We start from the raw sequence: 12,115 nt of genomic DNA on the forward strand, positions 1-12,115 counted from the left end.
GGTGCGACTGGTGATCGTCATACCCCACGAAATCCTTCTGGAGCGAGAGGTTTCACGCGTCCGCGCCAGCGCGGAGAACGGCTCCTTCACGCTGCTGGAGAATCACGCTGACTTCGTGACCCTGCTCAAACCGGGCATTCTGACCTACGAGTCGTCCGGCAACGAGTCCATGGCCGCCGTTGATCGCGGCGTGCTGACGAAGGTCGGTTCGGAGGTACGGGTCTCCACATTGGACGCCGTGGTGGACCGGTCCCTCGGAACCCTTCGCGAGGCCGTGGAAGAACGCTTCGAAGAAGAGGACGATGCCGAGAAGCGCTCACGTCAGGCCGTGGCGAAAATCGAAGCCGGATTCCTGCGCAGGCTGGTGGATCTGGGAAGCGGACGGGAAGGTTGAATGACGCAGAGAGACAAGGATTTTCGCAATGAAGTCGAAGCTGAGGAACGGCGCAAACTCCGGGCCAGAAAAGGGGACCGGGGCGTATGGTTCGGCCTTGGCATGTTCGGACTGGTGGGCTGGTCCGTGGCCATCCCAACGGTGCTGGGGGTGGCGCTTGGCGTCTGGCTGGATACCACTTTCGAGGGGACCCGTTCGTGGACACTGAGTTTTCTTGGCGTCGGCATCGTTGTCGGCTGCCTGAACGCGTGGTTCTGGATCAATCGTGAGAGCCGGGGCCACGACAATCATCCGGAGGACGAACAATGAACTTCGATCCCGCGGCATTGGCAACAGGACTCGTCACCGGCATCGTCTGCGGGGCGCTCTATTTCGGCGGACTGTGGCTCACCGTACGCCGTCTGCCGGATTTCAAACGCCCCGGACTGATGATGACCCTGAGCTTCATCGTCCGCGCCGGGCTGACGCTGGCGGCTTTCGCACTGGTGGCAGGTAATTCGGCGACCGTCTTTGCAGCGTGCCTGCTCGGCTTCCTCGTAGTGCGACAGGTCGGTGTACACAGGGCCAAGGCCGCGCAGCCGGTCAAGGAGCGCAAGTAATGGACATCAAGGACATCAGCCCGGATCAGGTGGTCTACTTCTCGCTGGGCCCCTTCGATCTCAACGCGACCATCGCCTACACGTGGGGCGTCATGGCGCTCATCGTGCTCGTAAGCATCATCGTCACGAGCCGCATGACCGCTTCGGAAGACATGTCGCGCTGGCAGAATTTCCTTGAAATCGTGGTGGACTTCCTGCGCAGGCAGATCGCGGACATCAGCGGTGAAAAGCCCGAACTGTACATGCCATACATCGGCACGCTGTTCGTCTTCATCGCCGTGTGCAACCTCTTGTCCGTGGTGCCGGGATTCCTGCCGCCCACGGCCTCGCTGTCCACCACGGCGGCGCTGGCCATCACGGTTTTCATGGCAGTGATCATCTTCGGCGTCATCAAGCGCGGTCCGCTCGGATACCTGCGCCAGTATGTCAAGCCCACCCCCATGATGCTGCCCTTCAACATCATGGGAGAGTTTTCGCGCACCCTCGCGCTGGCGGTGCGCCTGTTCGGGAACATCATGAGCGGGGTCAAGATCGTGGCAATTCTGCTGGCCATCGCACCACTGGTGTTCCCAGTGCTCATGAACGCGCTCGGGCTGCTCACCGGCATGATCCAGGCCTACATCTTCGCGGTGCTGGCCATGGTCTACATCGCCTCGGCCACCCGCATAGAACGCGAACGCCACGAAAAAACGCAAACCACACAGGGAGACAGTGATGGATAACATCGGACTTATCGGACTGGCATCGGTACTGGCCGCCGGACTCACCATCGGCATCGGCGCCATCGGCCCGGCCATCGGCGAAGGCCGAGCCGTGGCCCAGGCACTTTCCTCCATTGCCCAGCAGCCGGACGAGGCCAACACGCTCACCAGAACCCTTTTCGTCGGACTGGCAATGATCGAATCCACCGCAATCTACTGCTTCGTGGTCTCCATGATCATCCTCTTCGCCAACCCGTTCTGGGATTTCGTCATTAACCAGGGGGGCTAGCCCGTGCTCATCGACTGGTACACCGTAGCCGCACAGGCGGTGAACTTCCTGATTCTCGTGGCGCTGCTGAAGATTTTCCTCTTCGACCGCGTGGTGAAGGTCATGGACAAACGGCAACAGTCCATCGACGACCGACTGCGCGAGGCTGAAGAAGGACGCGAAAGGGCCGAAGAGTTGCAGCAGAAGCTGGAACAGGAAAAGCAGCGGCTGGAACGCAATCGCGACGAACAGCTCCAGAAAGCCAAGCAGGAAGCCGACGCTCGGCGCGAAGAGCTGCTTGAACAGGCCCGCGAAGAAGTTCGGCACGAACGGGAATCATGGCAGGCCTCGCTGGAACGCGAGCGCGAGAATCTTGACCGTGAACTTGCCTCCGCTCTGGCGCGGGGCGTGCTTGATGTGAGCGGCAAGGCATTGCGCGATCTCGCGGATGAAGACCTGCTGTCCCGGATCACCGAACGATTCCTTAAGGAGCTTGAAGAAATCGGTGAAAACGAACGTAAAACGCTCGCCAAGGGTGCCGAAGAAGATCATCGCATCGAAATCGCCACGCCTTTCGAGCTTCCCGCGGAAAGCCAAAAACGTGTTTCCAAGGCTGTGGCCGACAAACTCCAGACGGATGTGGAGACGGTCTTTGAGCAGTCTCCGGAGACCTTCGGCATGATCCTGAGCGCAGGAGGCCGACGCTTCGGCTGGGACCTGCACCGGTACTTCGAGCAGCTCTCGAAAAAGGTGGACGGCCTGCTCGCCTCGCGTATGCGGGATACGCAGCAGCCCGGAAACGAGGGGGATGATGCCGATGGCTGAAAATGATTCCACCCTCTCCAAAGCCCTCGGATTCGTTTCTGATTCGGTAGATGAAGCCGTGTCGGATTTTGATTTCCAGCCCGGTGTGGAACGCTTCGGCCGCGTGAGTTCCATCGGCTCCGGAGTGGCCCGCATCAAGGGTTTGACCGGAGTAATGGCCGACGAACTGCTGGACATCGGCGGCTCCGCAACGGCCATGGCGCTGGACGTGGACGAGAAGTTCACCGGTGCCGTGCTGTTGGGCGAGGCCGAGCAGGTGGAGGCAGGCACGGAAGCGCGCCGTACCGGACGCGTGGCCGACGTACCCGTGGGAGAAGGAATGCTGGGTCGCGTCGTGGACGCGCTCGGTAAACCACTTGACGGACGCGGTCCCGCGCGCTCGGAACGTAGGCTACCCGTGGAACGCCCGGCACCGGCCATCATGGACCGCGACCCTGTCGAGGTGCCCCTGCAGACCGGGCTCAAGGTCATCGACGCCCTCATCCCTGTGGGGCGTGGGCAGCGTGAGCTGATCCTCGGCGACCGCCAGACTGGAAAGACCTCCATCGCGCTCGACACCATCATCAACCAGCGCGGCAGAGGGCTCGTGTGCGTCTACTGCGCGGTGGGAAAACGCGCATCCAGCGTGACCAAGGTAGTACGCGAACTGGAGGAATTCGGCGCCATGGACTACACCACGGTAGTCGTCACCACGGAAGAGGATGCCGCCGGAATGCAGTTCCTCGCCCCGTACGCCGCCACCAGCATGGCCGAGCATTTTATGGAACAGGGACGCGACACCCTCGTCATCTATGACGACCTGACGAGACACGCCCGCGCCTACCGCGAACTCTCGCTGCTCCTGCGCCGCCCGCCCGGACGCGAGGCGTTTCCCGGTGATATCTTCTATATCCACTCAAGGCTGCTGGAACGTTCCACGCATCTGAACGAAGACCACGGCGGCGGGTCCATGACCGCCCTGCCCATCGTGGAAACCGAGGCCCAGAACCTGTCCGCCTACATCCCCACAAACCTCATTTCCATTACGGACGGTCAGATATACCTCTCCCCCACGCTGTTCAGAAAGGGCATTCTGCCAGCCGTGGACGTGGGCAGATCCGTCTCCCGCGTGGGCGGCAAGACGCAGCTCAAGGCATACCGGGCCGTGGCGGGTGATCTGCGCCTGTCCTATTCACAGTTCGAAGAGCTGGAATCCTTCTCACGCTTCGGCACCCGTCTGGACGAGGATACGCGCAAGAAGATCGAACGAGGCCGCCGGGTGCGCGAGGTGCTCAAGCAGCCCCGCTCCAGCCCGCTCAGCGCCGCGCAGCAGGTATTTCTGCTCGTAGCTCTGGGGCACGGCGTATTCGACGAACGTCCAGTGGAAGGACTGGCCGAAGATCAGCAACGGATACTCGGCGTGCTCGACGAATCCCTGAACGATCTGGCTCAATCCATCCTCGATGGCGATGCGATCGACGACGAATCCATTGAGCGCATCGCCACAGAAGCCAAGGCCGCGCTCTCGGAGGACGAAGGCTAGATGCAGACGCTGGAATCCCTGAAGCAGACCATCGGGTCCACCGAAGAGTTACATTCCGTGGTACGGACCATGAAATCGCTGGCTGCCGTGAACATGCGCCAGTACGCCAAGGCAGGCGAGGCTGTCGGCCAGTTCAGCCGAACCGTGGAACAAGGGCTGGCAATGCTCTTTCGCGTCCGGCCGGACCTTGCCCGCACGGGCGGCGAAACACACGGCGCCACACAGGGACTCATCGCCTTCGGTTCGGATCAGGGCATGTGCGGCCAGCTCAACGAAGAAGTCTACCGGGTGGGCTCGGACGCTCTCGACTCCGGCGGTCAGGTTCGCCGGGCTGTCATGGGCGAGCGGCTTGCAGGAAATTTCTTGGCCGAGAATGAAGAAGTCGAGCATGTCTTCGAAGTACCCGGCTCAGTATCCTATATCGCCCGGCTCGTGGCAGATCTGCTGGATGTGATCAGGCAATGGACCGAGGAAGGAGTTGCCTCGGTGACATTGGTCAATACTCGCCCCGGCTCCGGTGCTTCCGGCACGGTCGTGGTGACGTCGCTGTTGCCGATGGATCTGGGCGCACTGCGCGAAAGCATCGGCGACGGGACAAAAGAGCGTCGCGGGCTGCCCATGTTCACACTGGATGCCGAGCGTCTTCTGGCAGGACTTCTGGAGCAGTATCTTTCCGTCAAATTATACCGGGCCGCCGCCGAATCCATGGTCAGCGAAAACTCCGCGCGCCTTACCGCCATGCAGGGTGCGGAAAAAAACATCGAGGATCGACTAGACGAGTTGACCGAAGCCTACAACCGCCGCCGCCAAACCGGCATCACCGAAGAACTGATGGACATCGTGTCCGGTTTCGAAGCGCTTGGCGGCAGTAACGCCTGACGGCATCCCGCCCCATTTTCTCTCCAGCAGGCCGGAACATCCCGGCCTTTTTTTCTGATCGAGGATCCATCCGTCGCTCACCTTTTCACACCATTCAAGTTCTTTTCTTCGATTGTTGACACCTTTTTTTAGTTGGTGCTATCTAGCAAAATCGAATTTGCATTCAGTATCACAAAAGGAGTTGCCATGCTGTTTTCTTCTTCACATCAAAGGGGTTGGTTCCCCCTTGTGTTGGTCGTTCTCTCGCTGAGCCTGCTGCTTGGTTCACAGCAATCCGCTCACGCAAAGGACACCCTGACGCTGGCCATCAAGGGCGAGCCGGACGAAGGCTATGACCCCACCCTCGGATGGGGCCGCTACGGAAGCCCGCTGTTCCAGAGCACACTGCTCAAACGCGATGAGAACATGAATATCGTCAGGGATCTTGCCACGAATTACGAGCTTTCCGAAAACGGTCTTGTTTGGAGCGTGACCCTCCGTGAGGACGTGAAATTCTCCAACGGCCACCCCCTGACTGCCGAAGACGTGGCCTATACTTTCAATACAGCCGCAGCCTCCGGCGGCAAGGCCGACCTCATGAAACTCGACCGCGCCGAAGCCGTCGGGACCCACGAGGTGCTCATCCGACTGAAGGAGCGCGACTCCACCTTCATCAACAGGCTGGTTTCACTGGGTATCGTACCCAAAAGCATTCACGGGCCGGACTATGCGCGCAAGCCCGTCGGCTCCGGCCCCTACCGCATGGTGGAATGGACCGAAGGGCAGCAGATGATCGCCGAGATTAACCCGCACTACTACGGCGACACCCCGCACTTCAAGAAACTGGTTTTCCTTTTCACCGACGAAGACACCTCCTTTGCAGCCGCCAAAGCGGGCAAGGTGGATGTAGTCGTTGTGCCGCAGGCATTGGCCGTGCAGGAGATTCCCGGCATGAAGCTGCATCCGGTACGCAGCGTGGACAACCGCGGCCTGCTCTTCCCCACGGTCCCGGACGAGGGTCGCAAAACCGACAAGGGAATGCCCATCGGAAACGACGTTACCGCGGACCTCGCCATCAGGAAGGCGGCCAACGTGGCCATCGACCGCAAGGCGTTGGTGCAGGGCGTGCTGGAAGGTTTCGGACGTCCGGCATACGGCGTGTGCGACGGCCTGCCGTGGGACAATCCGGCCAACCGCATCGAGGACGGCGACCCCGCAAAGGCGCGCAATATCCTCGCGGACGGCGGATGGAAGGACACTGATGGTGACGGTGTGGTGGAAAAGAACGGTCAAGACGCCGAATTCACCATCATCTACCCTTCGGAACGCAGCATCCGCCAGTATCTCGCGCTGGCCTGCGCCGACATGCTTCGCAAGGTGGGTATCCGCGCCAAGGTGGAAGGCAAGCGCAGCTTCGACGAAATCAAGCAGCTCATGCACTCCCAGGTAATCGTCTTCGGCTGGGGCAGCCATGATCCCATCGAGATGTATCACCTGTTCAGCAGCCATCACGCCGGAGAAGGCTACAACAACCCCGGCTTCTACAAGAACACGAAAGTGGACGAGTACCTCGACAAGGCGCTTGCGGCCAAAGACTACGAAAGCTCCCTTGAATACTGGAAGAAAGCCCAGTGGGACGGCGAAACCGGCCTCAACGCGCGTGGCGATGCGCCGTGGGCATGGCTGGTCAACCTCGACCATACCTACTTCATCAGCGAACACCTCGACGTGGGCACCTCGCAGGTCGAGCCCCACGGTCACGGCTGGCCGGTCACCGCGAACATCCAGAAATGGAAGTGGATCGACTAGTTCTCCCCCTCACCTCGCCCGGCGGCGTGCCACCGACGCCGCCGGGCCATTCAGGGACTCATCATGATAAGCGCCACCCCACGATTCTTCCTCGGCAAGACCGCACGGCTGGCCTGCATCCTGACGCTGGTCAGCGTGCTCGCCTTCACCCTCGTCTCCATGTCGCCAATTGATCCCGTCACCGCATATATCGGCATTGACCGAATGCAGATCAGCACCGAACAGGAACGCCTGATCATCGAGCGGTGGGGACTGGACAAGCCCGCTACCGAACGATTCTTCCTCTGGGCGGGCAATGTCCTGCGCGGCGATCTTGGCGACTCCATGATTTTCAACGAACCGGTCATCGATGTCATCGCCAAGCGGTTCAAGACCTCGCTCTGGCTGATGCTGTCTGCATGGACCCTGTCCGGCGTGCTCGGATTCCTGCTCGGCGTGCTGGCCGGGATGCGGCGAGGCTCGCTGCTCGACCGGGGCATCCGGCTCTACGCCTATACCCTTGCCTCCACGCCTTCCTTCTGGCTCGGGCTGGTGCTGCTTGCGATTTTCTCGGTTTCGCTCGGGCTGACGCCCATCTGTTGCGCCACTCCCCCCGGAGTCTCCCCGGCAGATGCCACCCTGTGGGAACGAATCCAGCATCTCATTCTCCCGGCTGTGACGCTTTCGGTGGTGGGCGTGGCCCAGATCGCCCTGCACACCCGCGAAAAGATGATCGACGCCATGGAGAGCGACTATGCGCTCTTTGCCTTTGCTCAGGGAGAGAGCCGCTTCGGCGTGGCGTGTCGTCATGCGCTGCGCAACGTGGCGCTTCCGGCGGTGACGCTCCAGTTCGCATCCCTCGGGGAACTCTTCGGCGGATCGGTGCTGGCGGAACAGGTTTTTTCCTACCCCGGACTCGGACGCGCCACGGTGGAAGCCGGCATCAGGGGTGACGTTCCGCTACTGCTGGGCATCACGCTCTTCAGTGCGATCTTCGTTTTCTTCGGCAACTTCATGGCCGACCTGCTCTACGGTGTGCTCGATCCACGGATTCGCATCGGCAGGGAGGTGTCGCAATGAACGGTTCCTCTATCATGCATTCACCGTCCACGAGCCTTGCGGACCGGCTGCGCCTCATGGACGGTCGCGGTCGGGCCGCATGGACCGTAGGGCTCTGTTGCCTCTACTTCGCATCCCTCGCCGTAACGGCATGGCTCATGGATGACTCCGGCCTGTCCACGGACTTCATGAACCGAAAACTCGCCCCGAGCCTCGCGTATCCTTTCGGCACGGATTGGCTCGGGCGGGACATGCTGGTCCGCACGGTCAAAGGGCTGTGTCGAAGCCTCGGCATCGGTCTCATGGCAGCAGTGTTCAGCTCCTTCGTATCGGCCGGACTGGGCATTGCGGCCGCCACCCTCGGTCCGAGGGTGGATGCGGCGGTCTCCGGCCTTATCGATCTCGTCATGGCCACGCCGCATCTGGTCTTGCTGATTCTCGTCTCCTTTGCCTGCGGTGGCGGCGCAACCGGCGTGGTGGTTGCCGTAACGGTCTCGCACTGGCCTCGGCTGGCCCGAATCATCCGCGCCGAGGTGCTGCAACTCAGGCAGGCTGAATTCATACGCCTTTCACACCGCATGGGACGCAGCCCCCTGTGGATAGCCCGACACCATATGCTTCCCCACGTGCTGCCGCAGTTCGTCATCGGGCTGATCCTGCTGTTCCCCCACGCCATTCTGCACGCAGCCGGACTGACCTTCCTCGGATTCGGCCTGTCCCCCCATAATCCGTCCATCGGCATCCTTCTGGCGGAATCCATGCGCCACCTTTCCACGGGGTACTGGTGGCTGGCGGTGCTGCCGGGGTTGTCGCTTGTGGTGACGGTAAAGCTCTTCGACGTACTCGGGAACCGCCTCAGGCTCATCACGGAACCCAGAACCAGTCAGGTGTAATCATGCTCGACATCGACAACCTTCGGGTGGAGTTCACCCGCTACGGACGCGGCGGCAAACGTACCACGGCCCGTCCGGTCAACGACCTCACGTTGGACATGCGCGCGGGGGAAATCCTTGCAGTCATCGGTTCAAGCGGCTCCGGCAAGAGTCTGCTGGCTCACGCCCTGTTGGGACTGCTCCCCGCCAATGCACGCATCTCGGGCGTCATGACATATCGCGACAAAGCGCTCACCCCAAAACGCATCAGAAGACTGCGTGGCCGTGAAATAGCCCTTGTGCCGCAGTCAGTGGCGCATCTGAATCCACTGGTAAACGTGGGCAGGCAAGTCTACCGCGCCGCAAGGCTTAGCGGCCAATGCTGCCAGACCGCTGCCACGAGACGCGACGAGTCCTTCGAGCGCTACAACCTTCGCGACACCGTACGCAGCATGTTTCCCTTTCAGGTTTCGGGAGGCATGGCGCGACGCGTGCTCACCGCCACGGCGACTGCGGGCGACGCAAGACTGCTCATCGCCGACGAGCCCACCACGGGGCTGGATGAAGAGGCGGCCCGAAGCTCTCTGGAATACCTGAGACGCCTCGCGGACGGAGGCAAATCGGTGATGCTCATCAGCCATGATCTGGAAGCGGCCCTCTCCGTGGCGGACCGGGTCGCCGTCATCTACGCCGGGAGCGTGGTGGAAATTGCGCCGGTGTTCCAGTTTCGCGAAAACGGGCACATCAGGCATCCTTACACGCAGGCGCTCTGGGATGCCCTGCCCGGACGCAGCTTCACGCACATTCCGGGCAATCAGCCCGCAGAGGACGATGACAGGCCGGGTTGCTCCTTCGCGGACCGATGCCCCCGTGTCAGAAAGCAGTGCCGCGAATCCGCACCGGAAATGCGGACCGTCGAAGCAAACCGTGTGAGGTGTCATCATGCTTAGAGCGGATAATGTCTCGTTCCGTTATGAAACCGGCCCGTGGATTCTTTCGGACACCAGCATCGGCATTCGCCCTGGCGAAGTCGTGGGGCTGCCGGGACCCAGCGGACGCGGCAAGACGACTCTTGCGAGGCTCCTCGGGGGCTATCTGCATCCGGAGAAAGGGAGGATCGGCATCGGCGGCGACAAGCTGCCACGTCGTGGCTTCCACCCGGTTCAGCTTGTATTTCAGCACCCCGAACTGGCCATGAATCCACGTTGGAAAGCATGGAGAATCCTATCCGAAGCAGGCGAGCCTGACCCGCAGGTTGTGGAAGCGCTCGGCATTTGCCACCACTGGTTTTCACGGTATCCGCACGAGCTTTCAGGCGGAGAACTCCAACGGCTGGCGCTGGCGCGGGCCATGAATCCGGCGACGCGTTATATCGTGGCGGACGAAATGACCGCCATGCTGGACCCCAACACGCAGGCGCTCATCTGGAACGTGGTTCTGGACTGGGCCCAACGCCGCAATGTGGGGATACTCGCCGTAAGTCACGACAGAAAACTGCTCTCCCGCGTGGCAGACCGGGTGGAAAGCATGTTTGACGACATGGTGGCGTTTCCGGAAAACGAAAAAGGACGCGAGGCCGCCTGAGGCTGCCCCGCGTCCTTTGGAATCATTTTCCTGCTATCTAGAGGATTTCCAGCCCGGCCTCTTCCATGAGCGGAATCGCGTATTCAATGGAGACCGCATAGGAGAAGCTGGTGGGCATCCCCCGCTCCTCTTCAGTTGCGGGCGAGGCTTCCAGCGGATCGAACCGTCCGCTGACGATGCCGATGACGCGCTGGTCCTCCATGTTCAGCAACGGGCCGCCGCGACTTCCGTCGTGCACGCGACTGTCGAACAGGAACAGCTTGGTCTCGTTGTTGGAACGCATCTTGGCGCAGACCACGGCCTGCTGCATCACCTGATTGTAAATGCACTGAAAGCCGAAAGCGAAGCCGAGGCAGGCAACGCCGTTGCCCATATCCACGGCATCGGGGACGCCAATGACATGGTCCGGCATGGTAATCTCCATGCTTTCGCTGAAAGCCAGCAGGGCCACATCGCGGTCCTTGTCCTGACTGACGACGTGTACGGGCATCGCATTGAGTTCTTCCGGGCTCATGGGTAGAAAGTCAACATCGGACGGGACCGGCACCACCATCAGGTTTTTATGGTTGCCGATGGCGTGGGAGACCGTAAGCAGGTAACCGTCGGGGTGCACCACGAAAGCAGTGCCGAGGAAGACCAGACGTTCCTGGTCGTCCATGCTGAAAAGCCGCATGCAGCCGTTTCGATAACGAAGATAAACGTCCTGAAGCATCGATGGGAAACTCCGGTATATTGTTTTAAGGCAGCCAGGATTCAACGCGCTCGGAATGGGTATTCATCCAGCGCAGGGCCTTATCGTAAGGGAAAAGACCGCGGTCTTCCTGAATCCAGAGCATGAGTCGGCCCATTTCCTTGGGCGTCCAGTAGAAGTTGTTGAGCAGCGCGTAGACGTCGGGGTCCTCCTGCTGCAGTCCCTTGCGGACCATGGTGGCGATATGACCGCCCTGGCCGTAAACGCCTTCGGGATCATCAAGGAATTCGAGATTCCAGCGGGCGAACATCCAGTGCGGTTTCCAGCCCGTCACCACGATCCAGCGCTGATGGCTCACCGCTCGGGAAAGCTCGGCAACCATGGTCGCGTCGCTGCCGGGAACCAGCCGCATCTTGTCTTTAAGACCGTACACCTTTAGGGCCTCTCTGGTCTTGTCCATGACACCGGCGCCTGGGTCGATCCCGATAATGCGGTTGTCGTACTTCGAAGCGTCCTTTCCGAGTTCCGGGATGGACGTGGTCGGCACGTAGATGCGGTTTTTTATGCCGGTTCCCGTCGTAAAGCGGCCCTTAGGCACCTTGGGAACCACGAGCCCGATGCGCGTGCCTTCGAGGTTCGGGCCGAGATTTTCCACCTCGGAGCCGTACTGTTCGAAATATACGTCCTGCGTTTCCGGCAGCCACGCGGAGAGCATGGCGTCCGCTTCGCCTTCGGCCACCATTCGCCACATGTTTTCGGCATCGGTGGCCACGAGTTCGCAGGTGCGTCCCAGCTTTTCCTGAAGCACGGCGCGCATGAGGTTGGCGCTGGCAGTGGAGGACGCCCATCCGGTGTAGGCGATGGTCACGGACCTCTTTGCCGCGAAGGCCGGAGAAGCTATCAGCAGCGTCAGGCAGAGAAGCAATACGAGTTTGCGCAAAACGGTTCCTCCTG

The 12,115-nt window shown here is 61.0% G+C and carries 15 protein-coding genes; 13 read left to right on the top strand and 2 right to left on the bottom strand.

Going from position 1 to position 12,115, the window contains the following annotated elements; translation table 11 throughout:
• The first annotated feature begins 1 nt into the window (after position 1).
• The 13 genes from B149_RS0104925 (at position 2) to B149_RS16485 (ending at position 10,470) form a co-directional block, all read left to right on the top strand.
• Positions 2–394, top strand: a complete 393-nt coding sequence (locus tag B149_RS0104925) for a hypothetical protein (RefSeq protein ID WP_018124059.1) — start codon at positions 2–4, stop codon at positions 392–394.
• Positions 395–703: an AtpZ/AtpI family protein gene (locus B149_RS0104930; RefSeq protein ID WP_018124060.1), complete on the top strand. Its 309-nt coding sequence runs from the start codon at positions 395–397 to the stop codon at positions 701–703. It begins immediately after the preceding gene.
• Complete coding sequence (locus B149_RS16480) at positions 700–993, top strand: ATP synthase subunit I (protein ID WP_018124061.1); 294 nt, start codon at positions 700–702, stop codon at positions 991–993. The genes B149_RS0104930 and B149_RS16480 overlap by 4 nt, the downstream gene beginning before the upstream one ends.
• Entirely contained in the window at positions 993–1,715 is a 723-nt protein-coding gene (locus tag B149_RS0104940; RefSeq protein ID WP_018124062.1) for a F0F1 ATP synthase subunit A, read from the top strand. Before B149_RS16480 ends, B149_RS0104940 begins: the two co-directional genes overlap by 1 nt.
• The gene (locus tag B149_RS0104945) at positions 1,708–1,983 is read left to right on the top strand and encodes a F0F1 ATP synthase subunit C (protein ID WP_018124063.1); all 276 of its coding nucleotides are present in this window, start codon (positions 1,708–1,710) and stop codon (positions 1,981–1,983) included. The genes B149_RS0104940 and B149_RS0104945 overlap by 8 nt, the downstream gene beginning before the upstream one ends.
• Positions 1,984–1,986: 3 nt before the next feature.
• The gene (locus tag B149_RS0104950) at positions 1,987–2,787 is read left to right on the top strand and encodes a F0F1 ATP synthase subunit B family protein (protein WP_018124064.1); all 801 of its coding nucleotides are present in this window, start codon (positions 1,987–1,989) and stop codon (positions 2,785–2,787) included.
• Positions 2,780–4,309, top strand: a complete 1,530-nt coding sequence (locus tag B149_RS0104955) for an alternate F1F0 ATPase, F1 subunit alpha (RefSeq protein WP_156816743.1) — start codon at positions 2,780–2,782, stop codon at positions 4,307–4,309. Before B149_RS0104950 ends, B149_RS0104955 begins: the two co-directional genes overlap by 8 nt.
• A complete protein-coding gene (locus B149_RS0104960) occupies positions 4,310–5,188 on the top strand; it encodes a F0F1 ATP synthase subunit gamma (protein WP_018124066.1) in 879 nt (292 codons plus the stop codon).
• Positions 5,189–5,416: 228 nt separating this feature from the next.
• On the top strand, positions 5,417–6,976 hold the full coding sequence (locus B149_RS0104965) for an ABC transporter substrate-binding protein (RefSeq protein WP_245533190.1): 1,560 nt from the start codon (positions 5,417–5,419) through the stop codon (positions 6,974–6,976).
• A 63-nt stretch (positions 6,977–7,039) separates the two neighbouring features.
• Positions 7,040–8,035 (top strand): ABC transporter permease, encoded by a 996-nt coding sequence (locus B149_RS0104970; RefSeq protein ID WP_018124068.1) that lies wholly within the window; start codon positions 7,040–7,042, stop codon positions 8,033–8,035.
• Positions 8,032–8,907, top strand: a complete 876-nt coding sequence (locus B149_RS0104975) for an ABC transporter permease (protein WP_018124069.1) — start codon at positions 8,032–8,034, stop codon at positions 8,905–8,907. Before B149_RS0104970 ends, B149_RS0104975 begins: the two co-directional genes overlap by 4 nt.
• 2 nt (positions 8,908–8,909) lie before the next feature.
• Positions 8,910–9,836, top strand: coding sequence for an oligopeptide/dipeptide ABC transporter ATP-binding protein (locus tag B149_RS0104980; protein WP_018124070.1), 927 nt, complete (start codon positions 8,910–8,912; stop codon positions 9,834–9,836).
• Positions 9,829–10,470, top strand: coding sequence for an ABC transporter ATP-binding protein (locus B149_RS16485; RefSeq protein WP_018124071.1), 642 nt, complete (start codon positions 9,829–9,831; stop codon positions 10,468–10,470). The genes B149_RS0104980 and B149_RS16485 overlap by 8 nt, the downstream gene beginning before the upstream one ends.
• Positions 10,471–10,507: 37 nt before the next feature.
• Here B149_RS16485 and B149_RS0104990 read toward each other — a convergent pair whose 3' ends face one another.
• A complete protein-coding gene (locus tag B149_RS0104990) occupies positions 10,508–11,182 on the bottom strand; it encodes a S1 family peptidase (RefSeq protein WP_018124072.1) in 675 nt (224 codons plus the stop codon).
• 25 nt (positions 11,183–11,207) lie between these two features.
• Positions 11,208–12,101: a glycine betaine ABC transporter substrate-binding protein gene (locus B149_RS0104995; protein WP_018124073.1), complete on the bottom strand. Its 894-nt coding sequence runs from the start codon at positions 12,099–12,101 to the stop codon at positions 11,208–11,210.
• Positions 12,102–12,115: the final 14 nt, after the last annotated feature.

Source organism: Desulfovibrio oxyclinae DSM 11498 (genome assembly GCF_000375485.1).
Lineage (GTDB): Bacteria > Desulfobacterota > Desulfovibrionia > Desulfovibrionales > Desulfovibrionaceae > Pseudodesulfovibrio > Pseudodesulfovibrio oxyclinae.